Annotated in this window: 19 protein-coding genes; 8 read left to right on the plus strand and 11 right to left on the minus strand. The window is 44.8% G+C overall.

Annotated elements, in window-relative coordinates:
• Positions 1 to 75: 75 nt before the first annotated feature.
• Complete coding sequence (pepT, locus tag AB4486_RS00430) at positions 76 to 1,308, minus strand: peptidase T (RefSeq protein ID WP_372058160.1); 1,233 nt, start codon at positions 1,306 to 1,308, stop codon at positions 76 to 78.
• Between the two features lie 348 nt (positions 1,309 to 1,656).
• Here pepT and AB4486_RS00435 point away from each other — a divergent pair, with 348 nt between their 5' ends.
• The 3 genes from AB4486_RS00435 (at position 1,657) to AB4486_RS00445 (ending at position 4,138) form a co-directional block, all read left to right on the plus strand.
• A complete protein-coding gene (locus tag AB4486_RS00435) occupies positions 1,657 to 1,803 on the plus strand; it encodes a hypothetical protein (RefSeq protein ID WP_017059486.1) in 147 nt (48 codons plus the stop codon).
• 372 nt (positions 1,804 to 2,175) lie between these two features.
• The gene (locus tag AB4486_RS00440) at positions 2,176 to 3,228 is read left to right on the plus strand and encodes an aldo/keto reductase (protein WP_032545660.1); all 1,053 of its coding nucleotides are present in this window, start codon (positions 2,176 to 2,178) and stop codon (positions 3,226 to 3,228) included.
• Between the two features lie 175 nt (positions 3,229 to 3,403).
• Positions 3,404 to 4,138, plus strand: a complete 735-nt coding sequence (locus AB4486_RS00445) for an RNA methyltransferase (protein ID WP_372116135.1) — start codon at positions 3,404 to 3,406, stop codon at positions 4,136 to 4,138.
• A gap of 96 nt (positions 4,139 to 4,234) precedes the next feature.
• On the opposite strand, the gene fdxA is transcribed toward AB4486_RS00445, so the two are convergent.
• Complete coding sequence (fdxA, locus tag AB4486_RS00450) at positions 4,235 to 4,558, minus strand: ferredoxin FdxA (RefSeq protein WP_017631334.1); 324 nt, start codon at positions 4,556 to 4,558, stop codon at positions 4,235 to 4,237.
• A gap of 253 nt (positions 4,559 to 4,811) precedes the next feature.
• Here fdxA and AB4486_RS00455 point away from each other — a divergent pair, with 253 nt between their 5' ends.
• From AB4486_RS00455 to AB4486_RS00470, 4 genes are all read left to right on the plus strand, one after another.
• Entirely contained in the window at positions 4,812 to 6,443 is a 1,632-nt protein-coding gene (locus AB4486_RS00455; protein WP_048606003.1) for an NAD(P)/FAD-dependent oxidoreductase, read from the plus strand.
• 196 nt (positions 6,444 to 6,639) lie between these two features.
• Positions 6,640 to 7,836 (plus strand): DEAD/DEAH box helicase, encoded by a 1,197-nt coding sequence (locus tag AB4486_RS00460; RefSeq protein WP_017064352.1) that lies wholly within the window; start codon positions 6,640 to 6,642, stop codon positions 7,834 to 7,836.
• 133 nt (positions 7,837 to 7,969) lie between these two features.
• A complete protein-coding gene (locus tag AB4486_RS00465; protein WP_372116139.1) occupies positions 7,970 to 8,371 on the plus strand; it encodes a PPC domain-containing DNA-binding protein in 402 nt (133 codons plus the stop codon).
• Between the two features lie 70 nt (positions 8,372 to 8,441).
• Positions 8,442 to 9,065 (plus strand): PolC-type DNA polymerase III, encoded by a 624-nt coding sequence (locus AB4486_RS00470; protein ID WP_372116140.1) that lies wholly within the window; start codon positions 8,442 to 8,444, stop codon positions 9,063 to 9,065.
• A gap of 65 nt (positions 9,066 to 9,130) precedes the next feature.
• Here the strand turns inward: AB4486_RS00470 and AB4486_RS00475 are convergent, their stop codons facing one another.
• The gene (locus AB4486_RS00475; RefSeq protein ID WP_372116142.1) at positions 9,131 to 9,967 is read right to left on the minus strand and encodes a DUF6279 family lipoprotein; all 837 of its coding nucleotides are present in this window, start codon (positions 9,965 to 9,967) and stop codon (positions 9,131 to 9,133) included.
• Positions 9,968 to 10,270: 303 nt separating this feature from the next.
• Between AB4486_RS00475 and AB4486_RS00480 the strand changes: the two genes are divergently transcribed.
• Positions 10,271 to 10,444: a hypothetical protein gene (locus AB4486_RS00480; protein ID WP_017064349.1), complete on the plus strand. Its 174-nt coding sequence runs from the start codon at positions 10,271 to 10,273 to the stop codon at positions 10,442 to 10,444.
• Between the two features lie 124 nt (positions 10,445 to 10,568).
• Here the strand turns inward: AB4486_RS00480 and dbpA are convergent, their stop codons facing one another.
• The 8 genes from dbpA to AB4486_RS00520 form a co-directional block, all read right to left on the minus strand.
• Complete coding sequence (gene dbpA / locus AB4486_RS00485) at positions 10,569 to 11,948, minus strand: ATP-dependent RNA helicase DbpA (protein ID WP_017064348.1); 1,380 nt, start codon at positions 11,946 to 11,948, stop codon at positions 10,569 to 10,571.
• A 148-nt stretch (positions 11,949 to 12,096) separates the two neighbouring features.
• A complete protein-coding gene (locus AB4486_RS00490) occupies positions 12,097 to 13,005 on the minus strand; it encodes an aldo/keto reductase family oxidoreductase (RefSeq protein ID WP_372116145.1) in 909 nt (302 codons plus the stop codon).
• A gap of 217 nt (positions 13,006 to 13,222) precedes the next feature.
• Positions 13,223 to 13,810 (minus strand): hypothetical protein, encoded by a 588-nt coding sequence (locus AB4486_RS00495; RefSeq protein WP_372116147.1) that lies wholly within the window; start codon positions 13,808 to 13,810, stop codon positions 13,223 to 13,225.
• A gap of 210 nt (positions 13,811 to 14,020) precedes the next feature.
• Entirely contained in the window at positions 14,021 to 14,965 is a 945-nt protein-coding gene (locus AB4486_RS00500; RefSeq protein ID WP_372116148.1) for a PstS family phosphate ABC transporter substrate-binding protein, read from the minus strand.
• A complete protein-coding gene (locus AB4486_RS00505; RefSeq protein WP_372116149.1) occupies positions 14,965 to 15,603 on the minus strand; it encodes an OmpA family protein in 639 nt (212 codons plus the stop codon). The genes AB4486_RS00500 and AB4486_RS00505 overlap by 1 nt, the downstream gene beginning before the upstream one ends.
• Positions 15,603 to 16,916 carry a TolC family outer membrane protein gene (locus AB4486_RS00510; RefSeq protein WP_017059472.1) on the minus strand — a complete coding sequence of 438 codons (1,314 nt, stop codon included), beginning with the start codon at positions 16,914 to 16,916 and terminating at the stop codon, positions 15,603 to 15,605. Before AB4486_RS00510 ends, AB4486_RS00505 begins: the two co-directional genes overlap by 1 nt.
• A gap of 34 nt (positions 16,917 to 16,950) precedes the next feature.
• Positions 16,951 to 18,276: an HlyD family type I secretion periplasmic adaptor subunit gene (locus AB4486_RS00515; protein WP_372116151.1), complete on the minus strand. Its 1,326-nt coding sequence runs from the start codon at positions 18,274 to 18,276 to the stop codon at positions 16,951 to 16,953.
• Positions 18,269 to 20,428 carry a type I secretion system permease/ATPase gene (locus AB4486_RS00520; RefSeq protein ID WP_372116154.1) on the minus strand — a complete coding sequence of 720 codons (2,160 nt, stop codon included), beginning with the start codon at positions 20,426 to 20,428 and terminating at the stop codon, positions 18,269 to 18,271. Before AB4486_RS00520 ends, AB4486_RS00515 begins: the two co-directional genes overlap by 8 nt.
• Between the last annotated feature and the right edge of the window lie 6 nt (positions 20,429 to 20,434).

Consider the following 20,434-nt stretch of genomic DNA (forward strand, 5'->3'; position numbering starts at 1 on the left):
CGTACTCCCTTATGCTTAAAGAGAGTATTATTGAATACTCTCAAAAAAAACAAAGAGATATCGTGCTAAAGGCCGCTATTTTTGGTAGTGAACGGCTGTGCGTTGTGACAGTTCAACAATCACTTTAACCGCCTGTTCCATGCCTTGAATGGTAATGAACTCATGAATACCGTGGAAGTTGTAGCCACCAGTAAAGATATTCGGACATGGTAGCCCCATGAAAGATAAACGAGCACCATCTGTACCACCTCGGATTGGTTTAACCATTGGCTCGACATTGCACTCAATCATCGCCTGCTTGGCCAATTCAATAATATGTTGATGCGGTTCAACCATCTCTTTCATGTTGAAGTAGCTATCGGTTAGCACCAGCTCAACACGGCCTTTCTCAAGGCGCTCATTCAGCTCATCGACTTTCTGCTGCATGAATGCTTTACGCGCTTCTACACCCTCACGTTCAAAATCACGGATGATGTATCCCAGTTCAGAGCGAGCCACACCCATTTCCGCCGATTTCAGGTGGTAGAAGCCTTCATAACCTTCTGTGCACTCTGGTGTTTCTTGCGCAGGCATCATCAATTGGAATTGCGCTGCAATGTTCATCGAGTTCACCATTTTATCTTTTGCGGTGCCCGGGTGAACGTTCACGCCATGACAGATAACATCGGCGCTCGTGGCATTGAAGTTCTCAAATTCCAACTCCCCTACTGGGCCACCATCGATGGTGTACGCCCACTCGGCGCCAAATTTTTCAACGTCAAACAGGTTCGCACCGCGACCAATCTCTTCATCCGGCGTGAAACCAATGCAGATGTCGCCGTGTTTGATGTCTGGATTCGCTTTCAGGTAAGCAATTGCACTGATGATTTCAGCGATGCCCGCTTTGTTGTCGGCACCAAGCAGAGTTGTGCCGTCAGTCGTAATCAGGTCGTGACCATGTAAAGAATCAAGATCTGGATACTGGCTTGGGTTCAAACTCTCGCCACTTTCCCCTAATTCAATCGTTCCACCTCGGTAATCTTTAATCACTTGTGGTTTCACGTTGGCGCCTGATGCGTCAGGAGCGGTATCCATGTGCGCCACAAAGCCAATCGCAGGCACATCGTAATCGACATTCGACGGCAGTTTCGCCATCAAGTATCCATTGTCATCTAAAGACACATCAACTAAGTCTAATGCCACCAATTCTAACTTTAAGGCTTCAGCAAAGGTAATTTGACCCGGTGAACTTGGGCATTGCTGATTAGAAGGATCGGATTTGGTATCAAAAGTAACGTAATTCAGAAAACGTTCTACAAGCTTTTCCATAATTCATCTCACCATGGATTAAGTAATTGATTTACTGACTTAATTATTATGTCGATAAGTGATACATCGTTAAATAAATACGAGCACAGAGTCAGTAGCGAGGGTTTTCATCTTACGCCCCTGACCATGTATGTAATTGCTCTAAATCATTATTGTGCGAAATTAGATGCGCTTCCTATACTTGAAAACAGAGGGTTTCGTCAGTTCAACATTGCATACGGATGATAAGAGATCGCTTTGTACGCATTCTACGCCCTCCGCTCTCAGCCTAACAAAAGTACAAAGTGGATGATGATCACAATTTATCCTTGATGCAGAATCTGTCATACGTTACACGGAGACACAGTTATGACGATTAATAAATATTTCATTTTCTCTCCTCAAGCCTCTGAGGAAACGCTTCGACCAGTATTAACTGAGAAAGAAGTTCAAAGGCAGGAAGCTCTAAGACAGGCGCAAATCCAGGGTGGATTAGACACAAACGCGACCTCGTAACTCAATGAATACCTAGCACTATTAAGACCCCTATAAAAAAGCTCTACGCTCTATCCGGTAGAGCTTTTTTTATTTTTGATCTGTTCTCCTCTCCCCCACTCCCAAACAAGCTGAACATTAAACCTTCGCTCATTGCTTGTTGTTCTTCACTTCTCGATCACCAATTGGCTCATAGTTTCTCGCGAATGTATTTTCACGCATTGCACACACTAGCTTGCAGCGCTGAGAAATGACTCACTAAACTCCCCGATGCCATACCTTGTCGTGTCATTTTGTGCTAATAATTCATATTCGTTTTCATTCCTCACTCGCCCTCTTTTCAAAACTATAATGCGAGTACCAGAGAACCTAACCACAGGAACCCCGAATTCAATGGAATATTCAAAGCTAGGAAGTAGTCAAATTCCCGTTTCCCGTATCTGTCTTGGCAGCATGACTTGGGGGCTACAAAATACGCAGCAGCAAGCCGACCAACAGATCGAATACGCATTAAGCCAAGGTATTAACTTTATCGATACTGCAGAGATGTACGCGGTTCCACCTTCTCCAGATACCTACGGAAAAACAGAAGCGATCATTGGTAACTGGTTATCGCGTAACCCACAGCGTCGACAAGAGTTGATCATTGCGAGCAAAATTGCCGGGCCAGGGCTTCCTTGGGTTCGAGATGGCGGCCCGATAACGGGTGAAGCGGTGATCGCAGCCGTTGACGCATCATTAAAACGCCTACAAACAGACTATATCGACCTTTACCAACTTCATTGGCCAAATCGTACAACGCCTCACTTTGGTAAGCATTTCCCGAATCACATTCGATTCAGTGATATTGACCGAAAGCAGCATGAAGCTGAGATGTTGGAAATCCTACAAGCACTGGCAAGCTGCATTAAGGCGGGGAAAATTCGCCATGTCGGGCTTTCAGATGATTCTACTTGGGGCATTAACACATACCTCAAGCTGAGCGAGAAACACGATTTGCCACGTATGGTTTCGATTCAGAATGAATTTAGCTTGCTGCACGCAAAAGACTGGCCATATCTGATTGAGAACTGTGTGCATGAAGATGTCGCTTACCTGCCATGGTCACCTTTAGCTGCAGGCATGTTGAGTGGAAAGTACATCGATGGCGCAAGACCGGAAGGCAGCCGTTGGACTTACATGCAACGTAAAGGCATTTTTCGTGATACTGAATCTGCAAATGAAGCGGTTAAAGGCTATGTTGAAGTGGCGAATGCTCACGGGTTCACTCCAAGCCAACTGGCATTGGCTTGGTGTAATCAAGTTGATGGGGTGACGTCCACTATCATTGGTGCAACGACCATGGAGCAGCTAAAAGAGAACGTAGCCGCTTTCAGTAAACCGTTATCAGAAGAGATCCTGACTGATATCAACACAGTCTTTAAGCGCTACCCTGCTCCGTATTAGGCTGTCAGTTCAGCTTAACTTAAGTAAGTAAATCCCATAAGAGCGCGCTATTTAGTGCGCTTTTCTTTTTTAAGTGGATCGCTTTTGCTTTTTATATGGATCGCATTGAGCTATCACGCTTTTGGTTCGCTAACCTTTGCTCTATAATGCGCGGGCTTATATCTAGGATAAAAACATGATTTCAAAAAACCAATTAAAACTCCTTCGTGCTTTGGGCCAAAAGAAACAACGTAAAGCCCACGGCCTGTTTCTAGTTCAAGGTGAAAAGAACGTTCTTGAGCTGTTCAATAGTGACTTAGTCGTGAAGAACGTCTTTGCTACCGCTGATTTCTTATCTGAAAATCATGCTTCACTGATTGAGTTTGGTTGTGTTGAAGCCTCGCTGGATGATCTAACCAAAGCGAGCACTTTGGTCAGTAACAACGCAGCGATTGCGGTTGTTGAGATCCCAACGTTTGAACTACCAGAAGCAACAGGACTGATGATTGCGCTTGATGGCGTTTCAGACCCTGGCAACCTAGGTACGATTATTCGCGTAGCAGACTGGTATGGCATCAAGCATATCGTTGCGAGCAGTGATTGCGCAGACCCATACAACCCTAAAACTATCAGCGCGACTATGGGCAGCTTTGGCCGCGTACACGTAAGCCAAACAGACTTACCAGCTTACTTAGAGCAAGCGAATCTACCGGTTTACGGTGCATTTTTGGAAGGCGAAAGTGTTCATAAGACTGACTTCACTGCAAATGGCATTTTGCTGATGGGCAGCGAGTCTCACGGTATTCGTGAACACGCCGCTAAATACGTGACAGATAAGATTACGATTCCAGCATTCGGCGGCGCAGAGTCTTTGAACGTGGCAATGGCGACAGGCATTATTCTCGACAACATGCGTCGTCAGCATAGCTAGACCTCTAAGCTAACTAGCCAATCGACAGTGTTCAGATATTAAAAAAGGCGTATTGATTAAATCAGTACGCCTTTTTATTTGAGTTCTTTTCAACAATTACTTTTCTAGCATTGCCAACTTATCAGACACACCATTCCACTTTTCAGCGTCATCCATTGGTGCTTTTACTTCCGTTTGCACAGGCCAGATTTCGGCAAGCTCTGCGTTCACTTCGATAAAGATTTTTTGATCTTCTGGTAGCTCATCTTCTTGGAAGATCGCTTGAGCATCACATTCAGGTACACATAAACCACAATCAATACATTCGATTGGGTTGATTACCATGAAATTTGGGCCTTCATGGAACGCATCTGCGGGGCACACTGCCACACAGTCTGTGTATTTACATTGAATACAATTATCGCCTACGACAAATGCCATGATGCTCTGCTCTATAAGTTAGTCAAAATTGAAGAATGGGGATAATACTCATCCCAAAGCAAAATTCAACATCATACGGCTCTAATATCGTGTCTATTTGCTCCATGTTTCCAAATTAGTATGACAGATAAATCAATTTCTCGTAAAATGCGCGCCATTGTGAGCTTATCGCTTCTTTGAACATCAGCGTTTCCATCAAACTCTGTATTAAGAAACGATCTAGCTAAGACACCTATAAAAACGAGACATCGAAATGATACGTTTAACCGAAATTAAACTCCCACTAGACCATGAAGAGTCTGCTATTCAAGACGCTATTGAAGCGAAACTTGGTATTAACTCTGATCAGGTACTCTCTTTTAATATCTTTAAACGTGGCTACGATGCTCGTAAGAAATCAAAGATCTTACTTATCTACACGCTTGACGTTCTCGTTGAAAACGAAGCTGAGTTGTTAGAACAATTCATTAGCGACCCGCACGTAAAAGTGACTCCTGATATGGAGTACAAGTTTGTTGCTAAAGCGGTTGAGAACCAAACTGAGCGCCCTGTGGTTATCGGTTTTGGCCCATGTGGTCTATTCGCTGGCCTAGTGCTTGCTCAAATGGGTTTCAACCCAATCATCGTTGAGCGTGGTAAAGAAGTTCGTGAGCGTACGAAAGATACCTTTGGTTTCTGGCGTAAGCGTACGCTGAACACAGAATCAAACGTACAGTTTGGTGAAGGCGGCGCAGGTACTTTCTCTGACGGTAAGCTGTACAGCCAAGTTAAAGATCCAAAGCACTACGGCCGTAAAGTAATTGAAGAGTTCGTTGCTGCGGGTGCACCAGAAGAAATTCTATACGTAAGTAAGCCGCACATCGGTACCTTTAAACTGGTTACCATGATCGAAAAGATGCGCGCTTCTATCATTGAACTTGGTGGCGAAATCCGTTTCAGCACTCGTGTTGACGACGTTCATATGGAAGATGGTCAAATCACTGGCCTAACGCTTTCTAACGGTGAAGAGATCAAATCTCGTCACGTGGTATTGGCTGTTGGCCACAGTGCTCGTGACACGTTTGAAATGCTGTACGATCGTGGCGTTTACATGGAAGCGAAGCCTTTCTCTGTTGGTTTCCGTATCGAACACAAGCAATCAATGATTGATGAAGCTCGCTTCGGTAAGAACGCAGGCAACCCAATCCTAGGTGCTGCGGACTACAAACTCGTTCACCACTGTAAGAATGGCCGCACTGTATACAGCTTCTGTATGTGCCCAGGTGGTACTGTGGTTGCTGCAACGTCTGAAGAAGGCCGCGTAGTAACGAACGGCATGAGCCAATACTCTCGTGCAGAACGTAACGCAAACAGCGCGATCGTTGTAGGTATCGACCCAGAGCGTGATTACCCAGGTGACGCACTGGCTGGTATCCGTTTACAACGTGAACTAGAAAGCGGCGCTTATGTTCTTGGTGGTGAAAACTACGATGCACCAGCTCAAAAAATCGGTGACTTCTTGAAAGGTCGCGATCCAAGTGCAATCGGTGAAGTACAACCGTCATTCACGCCGGGTATCCACCTGACTGATATTTCAAAAGCGCTGCCTGATTTTGCTATCGAAGCGATTCGTGAAGCAATCCCAGCGTTCGAGAAGAAGATCAAAGGTTTCTCTACGCCAGACGGCCTACTTACCGGTGTTGAGACACGTACGTCTTCTCCTGTATGCATCAAACGTGGCAAAGACTTCCAAAGCATCAACCTTAAGGGCTTCTTCCCGGCTGGTGAAGGTGCAGGATACGCAGGCGGTATCCTGTCTGCTGGTATCGACGGCATTAAGGCCGCAGAAGCGCTAGCACTATCAATGGTAGAGCAGAACCAAGCTGAGAAGATTGAGATCGCTTAAGCGCTTTCGATAAAGCAAAGCTAGATCGCGATCAACCAAAACTAAAAATCCAGTGCCTTGTCGACACTGGATTTTTTTATGTGCATGTGACTAGCGGTGAGCAAGCAACATGGTAGAATGCCGCCATTAATCTTATCCTTGTATAAGATTGTTAAACCTTTCCATCGCTATTTAGCCAAATCATACCGAGAAACTTATGCCATTTTCCAAGCTTGGATTAAGCTCACCTATTGTTAAAGCCGTTGCAAAACAAGGCTATGAAAAGCCAACCTCTATTCAAGAAAAAGCAATTCCGATTGTTCTTTCTGGTAAGAACCTTATTGCTGCAGCACAAACAGGTACAGGTAAAACTGCGAGCTTTGTTCTCCCTATCTTAGAAATGCTAAGCAAAGGTGAAACGCAGCGTAAAAAACGTATCCGCGCAGTTATCCTGACACCAACGCGTGAGCTGGCAGTTCAGGTTGAACAGAACATCACTAAGTACGCGAAGTTCCTAAACCTAACATCACTAGCGATGTACGGTGGCGTGTCTTACCAACACCAGAAAGATCGTCTTATTGAAGGCGTGGATATTCTTGTGGCAACACCAGGTCGTTTGATCGACATGTACGGACAACGTGCCGTTCACTTTGATGAAGTGGAAGTACTGGTTCTAGATGAAGCTGACCGCATGCTAGACATGGGTTTCATTGAAGACATCAACAAGATCATCGCGCGTCTACCACAAGACATCCAAAACCTGCTGTTCTCGGCAACGCTTTCAACGCCAGTGCGTGCACTAGCGAAAAGTGCAATCAGTGAAGCGGAAGAGATTTCGATTGCCAAGACTGATGCGTCTAAAGCGAACATTGAGCAATGGTTGGTAACGGTAGATAAAGACCGTAAGTCAGCACTATTGAGCCACATGATTACCGAAGGTAACTGGGACCAAGCGCTTATCTTTATCGAAACCAAGCACGGCGCGGCTAAGTTGGTTGCTCAACTTGAGAAACGTGGTATTCAAGCGGAAGCTTTCCACAGTGGACGTAGCCAAGCGATTCGTGAAAAAATCTTGGCTGACTTTAAGAAAGGTCGCCTAAAATACTTAGTCGCGACGGGTGTTGCTGCTCGTGGTATCGATATCGACAACCTAAGCCGCGTAGTGAACTACGACATGCCATTCCCAGCAGATGATTATGTTCACCGTATTGGTCGTACAGGCCGTGCTGATGCATCTGGCGAAGCGATCTCTTTCCTATCAAAAGATAACTTCAAAAACCTGTGCATTATTGAAAAGCGTCTTGGTCACTTGATTGAACGTCGCGTTGTTGAAGGTTTCGAACCACGCAAAGAAGTACCCATTTCAGTATTGAACTTCGTTCCTAAGAAGAAAAGAGAACAGCAACAAGACTAAGTAATTTCAGCGACAGAAAATGCAAAGTTGCATTAACCAAAAGAAAAGTCGCGTTAGCCAAAATGAAAATAAAACGAAGCCCTATGTGGCTTCGTTTTGTTCTTTGAAATACATATAACGTTGAGGCAATAAGATGATCACTCCTATCGCAACGAGATTAACCCGCGGCCAAGACCTAAAGCTAGAGATCCAAAGGTTAGTGACCACACACAACATCTCGGCAGGCTCTATCGCTTCTTGTGTCGGTTGTGTCTCTCAACTCAATATTCGTTTAGCTAATGCGAACAACACCAAGCTAATCACAGCTCCGTTCGAAATTGTGTCTCTTATGGCGACGCTAACCCCAAACCACCAGCATATTCATATCTCCGTTGCTGATGAGAATGGCAACGTGATTGGTGGGCATTTGCTTGAAGGGACGATTATCGCAACCACCACTGAACTTATCGTTCACCGCTACGATACTTTGACCTTCAGCAGAGAGCACGACGATTCGACGGGTTACACTGAACTTACTATCGGCACTAGCAAATAACTGATTGACCCATAGCAACACCAAACGCCCCATATAAAGCGATACTACCAAACAGCAATTAGGAAACACGATGGCTTCAAACTCCGCAGATTCCGTTATCGTTCTCGATTTCGAAACCACAGGCTTATCACCAAACATGGGTGACCGAGCGATTGAGATCGGTGCGGTTAAACTCGTTAGCGGCAAAGTCGTCGACACCTTCCAGCAGCTCATGAACCCGGGATTTCGTGTGAGTGGATTCATTGAAGGTTATACCGGAATCAGTAACCGTATGTTAAGCACAGCGGCCAGTTGTAGTGAAGTGATGGATGAGTTTGCAGACTTCATTCAAGACAGCCAACTTGTCGCTCACAATGCCTCATTTGATAAGCGCTTTCTTGATGCGGAATTAGATAATATTGGTCGCGATTACAATGGACAGTTCGCTTGCTCAATGTTGATAGCTCGTCGTCTAATCCAAGACGCACCAACTCATAAGCTAGGCGACCTTGTGCGTTTCAAAAATATCGACAACGACGGTACTTTCCACAGAGCGTTAGCCGATTCAGAAATGACAGCACGGTTGTGGTTATTGATGATTGATGAATTGCAAAGTGATCACGGCATTCAACAGCCAAGCTTTCAACTGATGCAGAAAATATCTAGGACAGCCAAAGGTTCGATTCCAAAACTACTGATGAGCAACAGAGGTTAGGTTCCGAAATTCAGTTTGATGAAAGGCTAGCTCGATAATGACCGCTAGCCTTTAAAAAGAACGCTCTACTCTTGCAATGACTCCAACGTTCCTTTGAGGCTTTCTAACTCATTCATAAAATACGCCCACTGCTTGTTACTGCTGGTCGCGGCCATATCTACTAAAAACTTGGCTGATGTTTCCATATTTTGGTTAAGCTGCGGCTCAAGTTCAGCAGGATAATAAGCTTCATTGTTTAAAAGCAACTTCATAATAATTGGCTGAGCAATATGTAGGTCGCTCTTCTTTGCCATCAGCGTCGTTAGCTCTTCATAGATGTTGTTTTGATATTGTCGCCAACTGCTATTGGTATTTACCCACTCTTTAGACCAAGCCAAAATAATCTGTTTTTGTTCTTTCGATACTGAACCTAACCACCGTTCTGCACGCTCTTCTATTCTGCTTCGGTATCGCTCTCTCGAATCGGCATCGTTCAACGACAACCTTTCTTCATAATAGTCTTGCTGCTTTTCACGAAAGTTCTTTAAAAACTCCCTGTCTTGCTTAGGGCTAAGCTGCATACTCAAGGCGTAAATATCTGGAGCGAACTTATTGACGATTGTGCGAATATGCTCTTTCGTTTGTTCACTTTGGCCCACAATAAAAGCGGGATTCATATCCGACCGATCTACGTTTTGAATCGCTTCTAATTGCGAGATGTACAGAGGTAGCTGAGTTTCTTTATGCCATTTTTGTAATATATCTAATCGCTCTTCAAGCTCTGATTCTTGGCTATTTGAGAGGGAAACAAAATCTTCTATATAGCTAACGACAAACCAACCTATATTGTTATAGGCGAACTTGGTCCCGCACCCAGTAAATAGAAAACAGATCACTAGAACTAACCACCGGCACTTTCTCATTCTACCCTCTCACGACATTCAACAAAGCCACAAACCGATTAACTCATCCCTTTAAGGTTAGCCCAGTTTTTATAACGCTAATTCTAGCTCTTATAAAAGTAGTCTTAATAAACAGTGGTCGTAAAAACTTTGAGATAAATTGAGATCCAAACTTGCTAATCTAGCTATTTAGGCAAATGATTAAACTAAAAATAATTAATGGCAGTGATGTAACTTGATTTTATTACTCATTTGACGTGATACGAGCCCTATAAATGAGTTGGGTTGACGCATTTAAAATGATTGATATTTGGGAGGGAAGCTATGGCCGCTATTCCTGATCATCCAAGCGATTTAGAATATGAGCTTTGTTATTTTGATGATGGTTCAATAACCACAATCACGATATTGGTTCACAATCGACAGGAAGCGATGACTTGGTATCTTAGCGAAGGAAAACATATCAACGATCTTTATTCGATAAGACCCGATGAATAATGCTTTGGTATAGAGGACTAGGTCGATAAACCTAAGAGAAGAAACTTGAGTGGCATTTTGTGGAACACCCTTTACTGCAATGTCGTTAATTAGACATATCGCAGCAAAGGGATTCAGTCTCGAATTACTTCAGGATTCGGGCGCGGAATTGACGGCCCTTCATTTTACCTGATTCGATTTTGTTCAGTGCTTTCTTAGCCACAGATCTTTCTACCGCTACGTAAGCACGCATTGCGAACAGATTGATCTTACCTACTGACTTACCATCAATGCCGCCTTGGCCCGTCAATGCGCCAAGAATATCGCCAGCACGAAGCTTAGCTTTCTTACCGCCATCAATCTGGATGGTAACCATGTTTGAGTAGTACGGTTTGGCAATTGGTTTTGCTGGCAGTTCAGATGGCTCGATTGGCATGTCCATGTACTCATCGATTTGAGCAACACGGTACATCTCTTTTTCGCTAAAGAAGCTGATCGCTACGCCTTTGCTTCCTGCACGGCCAGTACGACCAATGCGGTGAACGTGAACTTCAGGGTCGCGAGACAATTCAAAGTTGAACACAGCATCTAGGTTATCAACATCAAGACCACGAGCCGCAACGTCTGTCGCCACTAGAATCGAGATGGTTTTGTTTGAGAACTGAACCAAAGCTTGGTCACGTTCACGCTGTTCCATGTCACCATGAAGTTCGATAACACTGAAACCGCGATGGCTTAGCTCATCGTTTACGTTCTGCACTTCTTTCTTAGTGTTACAGAACACAACCGCAGATTCCGGTTGGTGATGAAGTAACAGCAACTCTAGAGCGTCATCACGAGCTTCAGAACCTTCTAACTTGTAGAAGTGTTGTTGGATGCTTGAGTGATCGTGTGTTGATTCAACCTTCACCATTTCTGGGTTACGCATGATGCGGTCTGCAACAGATTTGATCTGTTTAGGGAAAGTCGCACTGAATAGTAGAGTTTGGCGTTCTTTTGGCGCTGCTTCAATCACAGCATCCAAAGCGTCTTGGAAACCCATCTCTAGCATGCGGTCAGCTTCATCTAACACAAGTGTGTTCAGCTCAGACAGATCAATACGGCCTTTCTCTAGGTGATCCAAAATACGACCAGGTGTGCCTACAAGAATGTGTGCGCCATGCTCTAGTGAACCAATCTGTGGGCCCATTGGCATACCGCCACATAGTGTCAGCACTTTAATGTTGTGGATACCACGAGCAAGAGTACGAATCTCTTTTGCTACTTGGTCTGCAAGCTCACGAGTCGGACATAACACTAAAGACTGAACACGGAAACGCTTAACGCGTAGGTTCTGCAGCACGCCTAAACCGAAAGCAGCTGTTTTACCTGAACCCGTTTTACCCTGACCGATAACGTCCTTGCCATTTAGGATAGTAGGAAGACTTAACGCTTGGATCGGCGTCATTTCAGTATAACCAAGAGAATCTAACGTATTTAGAAGCTCTGGTTTAAGGGCGATTGAAGAGAATTTTGAAGTGCTCAATGGAAATATCCAACTGGTGAAAAACAGAGTGCATTATGAGTGTTTTTGAAAATTATTCCACCTTAATCACAGTTTTGGAGAAACATGTTAGGCGAACACAAAAAAGCCAGCTTACTTAGCTGGCTTTGACTTCTATACGAATTGCTTTCTATGGCACACCGTGACCTTTAGATGCCACCCATACGCGATACCACTGTTCGCGCGTCAGCTCGATTTTCAGTGCATCAACGGCCGTCTTCACACGCTCAATCTTACCAGAACCAATAATTGCAATTGGACTAGATGGTAAACGACGAACCCAAGCGTAAATCACTTGATCAATGCTGTCTGCACCGACTTCTTGACGAATCGCCTCTAGCTCATCACGAACGCGAACCGCTTGCGCTGAATCACCACTGAAGATGCTACCACCACCGAGACAAGACCACGCCATCGGGTGAATGCGGTTCATCTGCAGTTGATCTAGCGTGCCATCATGAGCCACTTCGAAGTTCAATGGGTTGATTTCAACTTGGTTGGTCACTAACGGCTTACCGAGTCGAGATTGAAGCAGTTCGAACTGACGCGGTGAAAAGTTAGAAACACCGAAGTGCTTAACTTTACCTACTTTGTGTAGCTCTGCGAACGCTTCTGCTACTTCATCGGCATCCATTAACACGTCAGGGCGGTGAATCAACAATACATCGATATCGTTAACACCTAAGTGCACTAATGAGTTATTTACTGATTGGTAAATATGCTGCGCGCTGGTGTCATAGTGATTGATCTTACGATCTGGAGTGTGGTCACCACATAGGTTGATATCGCACTTGGTGACGATTTGAATATCATCACGAAGGCTTGGTTCAAGCGCTAACGCCTCACCAAACAACTTTTCACATTGGTAGTTACCGTAAATATCCGCGTGATCAACAGTTGTGATGCCAAGATCAATATGTTGCTTCAGGAAAGTCAGGCGTTGTTGCGGGGTCATGCCCCACTCTGCTGTACGCCAGTATCCTTGCACCAGCTCAGAAAGTTCTGGGCCTTGTGGCGCTATCGTTACTCTTGCAACCATGGGTTGTCTCCTTTATCAATACTGAACGTATCCTAAGCTCGTTTTACCGAAGGCTCAACGTATAACAAATGGCAAAGCTAAACGCTTATTAAAAATGTGAGAGCAGCAGAAAAACGAACACTTAAATGAATTATAACTTGCTGTCTGCCCGCGAGCCGTTCTCCTGAAAGGCTTGTTTAGCCTAATAAATAACGAAACTATCTATAAATTTGAGCAATTAAAAACGATTAAGTTCAACCGTTAAGTTGTCACCATCACTCTGTAACTGAATCCAAGGAGAAGTAGAGCTAGAAGAAGATAAGCTAGGCACATTCCACACACTCAGTTGCTCTGCTGAACCGTGAGGCGAGTTGATGAATTCGACCAGCTGTTTATCCACCTTATCGAAACCAACACCTTCATTTCGAGCTTGTTCGAGTTGAGCTGTAACATCGAATTCATCTTCACCAATACGAATTGAACTGAGAGCAAAGCCATCTTGGCGAAGGTATGCCTGAAGCTTTGTGTAACTTAGGTCCGAATATGGCAGGTTTAAGCGAACTGTTTCAACGCTTGAGTCGCCCAGTTCCAGTTCAACATACACATCCAGATCGTAATATTGGGTTAAGTCACTGCATAACAGCGTATCTTCGATCTCACCACAATCCATCAACTCGATGTCGTTAATATAGTTTTGAGAATTCGGCTGACTTGGGCTGCTGTTAAATACTGTTCTTAGCCACCAGCTTTCGGTTGCTTGCGCTGAAAATGAAATAGCAACGAGGGACAACATTAGAGGCAAGATTAGAACTTGAAAGATTTTCATCGACTGGGCTTATTTAGCGCTATATGAAGTGTCCATTATACGTGACCAATCGACAAACAACCGCTCGAGTCGCAAATTTTAGGCGAAAAAAAACGGGCATACATGCCCGCTAGATAATTTCATCACCGAATAACGTAATCCGTCACGTTGAGAACCATTACGAAAGAGAGAATATCACTCTCCCACAACAGTTACAACATAACATACCCATTACTTGTAGCCACCTTCAATAGCAGGCTCTTCAAGCGACAATCTGACTTTGTTACGTTGAATAGCTTCTGGCGGCAAGCTGATGAAGCCGTATTGGTTCAAAACGACTTGATGATCTTGTGACAAGGTAAGCCCAACAAAAAACTCCTCTTGTTCCGTAAAGCCTTTGCGATGCGCTGGAATATTCAAGTACATGTAATAAACCGTTGCTAACGGGTAACGACCAGAGAGGATCGTTTCTTTGTTTAGGTCGTAGTTCACACCTAGGTTATCAACCACGCTCAACCATTTCACATCAGAGATCTGATCTGAGTAAACGGTGTAACCAATGGCGGCATCTTCGTCTTCAATCTTATTAATCAGATCAGGTAAATCCGCTAAGAACTGAGTATGGGCATATTCTCCTTCTGTTCCACATTCGACCCAACTTGAAAAGGTAGTATGGCCTTTCAGGTTGTGATCAATGGCAAAGGGCAACATATGAGTATCTAGGCTTTCACCGTTACGAATATCACTACTTGCTGACCATTTTGGATGTTTAGGATCGTTAGAACAACCAAACACATCAATTAATTCAGCGACGGTGATTGATGTCGCAGGGTTATTTTCATTGGCTAGAATCGCAATCACGTCAGCGGTAAACATCAGCTCTGTTGGCCTATAACCGTAACGCATATCAAACCTTGCCATCTCTTTGTCAGTCCACTTTTTGGAAGTGATACCAACACGCGAGCGCTGCATGATCATCTGTTCTGGGACGCTGTCACTCAACAAGATTTCTAAGTCGATCTCTTGCCTCTTAAGCAGATCTTCTACAAGCCCCTGCATATTCGGCTCAATCGCGACCAAACCAATGTCACTGGCATCATTCGCGAACGTCGATGCAGAGAACAACATAGGTACAGCAGCAAGCAGTAAGCCCGATTTATTCGATAGACGTTTCATTACTGGCCTCCTACTGGATCAATCGACGTTTTAGACTCAACATCGCTATTACTATCGAGCTGCATTTCTGAAGTGAAGATGTTCCAAGATGGATTCACTTCCATGCTTTCTGTCTTAATCACCGCAATCGTTCTGCGCTTACGCTTGTGAAGGTGCTGAGTTAAGCTGGTTATCTGAGTAAACTCTTGTTCGAAGATACGCTCACCATTGATGCCTCTATCAATCAATGCATCTCGAATCACGCCAGTTCTTTTCTTGGCCAATGCTTTGTTATAAACGTTTGTACCTTCAGCACTGGTATCTCCGACCAAGGTAACCGAAGCATCAGGCTGCTCTCCTAGTAAACGCACCAACTCATTTAATACAGCGGTATGATCAGGTTTAAGGTCATACTTATCAAAATCAAATGCCACACTTAATACTTCAACATCTTCGACAATTTTCCAATTGGCACAGCCTTTAATGTCGACCGTCACCCCTTCAGGTGTATCAGCACACAGATCGCGTTGGTTAATCACACCGTCACGGTCATCATCCGCGAGATCATCAATTTGGTGGCGTGTCATTGTCGTATCAGGCGTTTCTGCACATCCCATTAGCAAGATAGAGCTAAGTAGCGCTAGTTTAAAATATCTCATTACTTATTCTCCCCTTGCCACTCTTCTGGATGTTCAATCCTCAACGCATACGTCAACATACCCATCGCATTTAACACTCGATAAGCCGCTAACGTTTGATCATATTCAGTGCTGATGAAGTTTCTTCGAGCCAAAAACACTTCTACTTTTGCATCCAGTACATCAAGAAGGCTTCGTCTGCCAACATTGAATTGCTGGATATAGCCAAGCTCTGCAATTTTCGCTGCATCAACATTCTGTTGAAGTAAGGATTTTTGCTGCTCAAGCATTTTGTAAGCGTTCCAAGCCAGTTGTGTACCTTCTCGAACCTCACGCTCTGTTCGTAATCGGATCGCCCTTGCCTCTTCCACTCGCCAAGCTGACGATTCAACCCTGGAGTCGGTAGAGAAGCCATTAAACAGGTCATAATCCATCGTCAACATGATACGTGCATCTTCATCGACACCGCCTGGCGGGTTAGATACGTTGTCATTCTTATTGGCATGAAGCTCAAGTTTTAGTTCTGGGTAGTAATCCCCTTTCTCGCGGCGCATCTCTTTACGAGCCGCGTCGATATCAAGCAAAGAGGCTTTGATTTCAGGGTGATTCTCGACAGCTTGTTCAAGTGCGACCTGTGCTGAGCTTGGTAATAGAGCGTAATCAAACCGGGGGTAAACCAAGTTCACCGCAGGTTTGCCAACCAAGCGTAGATACTGAGTTTGCAAATCAAACAGGTTGTTCTGAGCGGCGATAAGTGAAGACTGCGCGGTCGCGACACGGGCGGAGATTTGAGCCAGATCCGAGTTGCTACTCAAGCCTTTGCTCTTTTTATCTTGGATATCTTGATAGATCTCTTGGTGCTCTTTTACATTACGCTTAGACAATTCAAGTAGCGTCTCTGCTTTTAGGATATCGAGGTAATTTCTCACCACATCTAACGATACGTTTTCAGCTCGCGAAATCAGAGTTAGACGCTCAGCTTCTGCTTCGAACGTCAGTCGATCGACATTCGATGTGGTTTTAAAACCATCAAATAGTAACTGGGATACTTTAACGCCAATTTCCGTTCTCGTTAGGCCTCGATCATCGGTATCAAGTTTGCTACCACTGTTGTAGCGCGTTTCTTCATAACCTGCTGCCGCGTACAAGTTCACTTGCGGCATATACAAACCACTCGCCGCGTCTCCGTCTCTGACCACCGATTGGTATCGGGAGTATTGCGCCAATATCTCTGGGCTATAGTCGATGGCAAAGGCCACGGACTCTTCTAATGACGCAGCTTGAGACAGCCCACTCATTAGCAAGCAAGAAGAGAGTAAGAATTTTGAATGCATTACACTTCCTTTTATATTTATGCTTTAACCCACTTCATCGTTCACGAAGTGAGTTTTCCTTAGCTCGTAAAATAGGTTTTAACCAATAACTCAATACTGTTTTCTCTCCGGTCAATATATCAACCGCGACTTGCATCCCTGGGATAATGCTAAAAGCAGAGTTTTGTTGCTGGTCTTCGTTTAACTGAATATGGGCGCGATAATAGGCGTTTCCGTCTTCCGTTTGTAAGGCGTCGGCACTGACATAAATCACTTCGCCTTTAAGTCCGCCATAAATGACAAAATCATAGGCCGTGAATTTGACTGTTGCCCCCAGTCCCGTGTGAACAAACGCGATATCTTGCGGAGAGATTCTCGCTTCAACAATCAGGTCACTGTTTGATGGGATGATCTCAATGATCGGTTCGCCGGGACGAACAACTCCGCCAATGGTACGCACAAAGACCTCTTTTACTGTGCCATCAACAGGCGCTAAGATTTGTGTTCGTTTCAGTTGGTCGGCGATCGCCTGTTGGCTTTCATTCAATTGCGCTATTTTGCTGGCAACTTCGTTCAGTTGGCCTTGTACTTTGGCACGAAAATCTAACGCGATGCTGCGGTGGTCGGCTATCGACTCTGAGTAAGCCGCTATCTGTTTCTGAGCCGCCACTTTCGAGCTGGCAATATCACCTTTCAGCTTGACCACATCACGGTTCAGTTTAAGCAGCTCTACTTCTGCAACCGCACCGCTGGCAACCACATCTTTCAACATGTTGCGTTCTCGAATCACGATATCTAGGCTGCTCTCTAAAGTTTGAATATTATTGAGCGTATCGACACGTGCTTGGTCTTGTTGCTCGATACGAAGTGCCGCCTCTTCCAGTTCAGACTTCAACTGTCCTAAACGTTCTCGGTAGTTCGCCTTGGCATTCATTAACGCAGGGTGGCTTGATACATCAACCGCAATATCTTGAGGCACCAAGACCACTCGCTCATACCACTCTTTCGCATCGTTATTTAAAACGACCGTCGACAGCTCAGCCTTTAATCTTAATTGCTGAGCAAGCAAGGTATCCGCTTGTTGAGCCGACTCTAAAAACGCCGCCTTAAAACGTGTGTCTTCTAACTTAGCTAGAGGTTGCCCCTTCACTACAGATTGGCCTTGTCGCACCATGATCTCTTGAACCAGTCCACCTTCTAAGCTCTGAATGGTTTGCACCGAAAGACTTGGAACGACTTTACCTTCACCGATCACGACTTCTTCTAATGTTGCCCACGTAGCCCAACCGATAATTGATACAATGAGTAGAGCACTCAACCAAATCAGCTTTCGAGAGCGGAATGCTAAGTGGTTGTTGGTCCATTGAATATCATTACTCATGACGACCTCCCTTCACCACAGATACCGTCTTAAACCGGCTCGTACCTTTAGGTACACTTTTCTTCTGTAAAGAGAGAATTTCTTTAGGTTCACCTTCTGCCACGATTTGACCTTTATCCAATACAATCACTCGATCACACATCATCAAGAATGAAGACTTATGGGAGCTGATTAGCATTGAGGTTTCTCTCGGCATACTTTGCAGCGCATTGAAGAATTGAATCTCAGCTTGACTATCTAATGCACTGGTTGGCTCATCCATAATCAACAACTTTGGACAACGATACAGAGCTCTCGCGATGGCAACGGCTTGGCGCTGACCACCAGAAAGTAACCGACCACCCTCACCGACAGGTGTTTCAAGGCCATTGCTTAAGCGCCCCATGTAACCATTCAAACCCGACTGTTGAAGCGCTTGTCTTAGCTTTTCTTCATCAACGTTGATCGCACCCAAAGTAACGTTGTCGTAAACACTGCCAAAGATCAAATTAGTGGTTTGCCCTACCCAACCCATTCCGCTACGTAAGACACTGGTTGGCCATAACTGCCCATCAATCTCTTGATAGAAGGCTTGCCCTGTTGTAGGCAAATACTGTCGAGCAACAATCGATAAAAGCGTAGTTTTTCCTGCACCAGCGGCACCAACAAGGCCAACTCGCTCACCCGGCTTAATATCAAGAGAAATCTCTTTCAACGCAGGGCTTTGAGTATCAGGATAGGTAAACGTGACCTCATCTAATCTGACTCCACCAGCAAAATCACCCTTGTCGATCACTTGGTGCTTAGATTCTTCTTGCGGTAAGTCCATGATCTGGTTGAGACCTTCAACGGCAGAGCGTGTTTGTTGGAATCTCAGCATTAAAAGAGAAAGTTGGTTTACTGAGCTCGCAGCACGTCCACTCAACATCACCACCGCTATCAAGCCACCCATACTCAATAAGCCTTCAGAGATCTGATACACGCCGAATATGATCAGAGTGATGGTGACGATCTGCTGACTCGACTGAATAGAATGAGTCACAATATTAGAGTAGTGACGAGATTGAGTCTGCCATTGAGAGAGTGATGAAATCGTCTGCTCCCAACGTTTCTGAGTGATTCCCTCAGCATTATTTTGCTTGATATCCGGAAGGGTTGTTAAGCAATCAAACAGCTGTGCTTGTCTTTGTGTCGAGAGACGTGCGGTTTCATCGAATGTTTTCTCAACTTTGCCTTTCATCGCAATGCTCAGCACGATCAAGACCAACATGATCGCGACAGGGATGAACATCATCGCGCCACCAAGCCAGCCGATAAGCAGTAGGAATAACAAAGTGAATGGCAGATCGACTAAAGTGACTAACGAGATAGAAGTGAAGAAATCTTTCACGCTATCGAAGTCTTGAAGCTGTCTGGCAAATGCGCCTACCGACTGAGGTCGATTTTCCAGCTTCATACCAAGGACTTTAGAGAACAGTTGAGAAGACAACTTGTTATCAATATAGCGCCCAGCCATGTCAGTCACAGAGCTTCGTGAGCTTCTCAACACCCAATCAAAAATAACGACAATACCAACGCCTGCCGCCAACACCCAAAGCGTGTTAAACGCTTGGTTTGGTACAACACGGTCGTACACATTCATGGTAAAAAGAGGAACTACTAGCGCGAGCAAGTTGATCAAGAATGAAGCGATAAACAGGTCTCGATACCAAGGTTTCACTTCCTTGACGACACGCCATAACCAACGGGTGTTGGACTTATTCTCGCTACGTTCATGGGATTGAACACGCGCATCATCAAGCGCTTGAGCACCCACTTGCCAAACAAATGCATCCACTTTAATGACTAAGTCTTTAAGGAGAATTTGTTGGCTTAAGTTGGATTCACAATCCAATACTTGAAAGTCGCCACCGGAGCCTTGAGTGACGACAAAGGGACTCCCTGTCGCGGAATTAACAGCAACAACGGGGAACTGACATTGAGTCAGTAATTCTTTTTTAACGTGGCTCAGCGTTAACCCCGATTTCTCAATGGCTCTTGGGAAAAGGGGTTCATTGAGCCTTCCTTCATTTAAAGGTAGGCCAGACACTATTTTGGAAGGATGGCTGCGAACATTAAAATGCTCACATAACCATTCAACACAACCTAGCCAGCTGTCTTTTTGTTCTACCAATCTAAA

This window comes from Vibrio sp. 10N.222.55.C6 (genome assembly GCF_041473395.1).
GTDB lineage: Bacteria > Pseudomonadota > Gammaproteobacteria > Enterobacterales > Vibrionaceae > Vibrio > Vibrio crassostreae_C.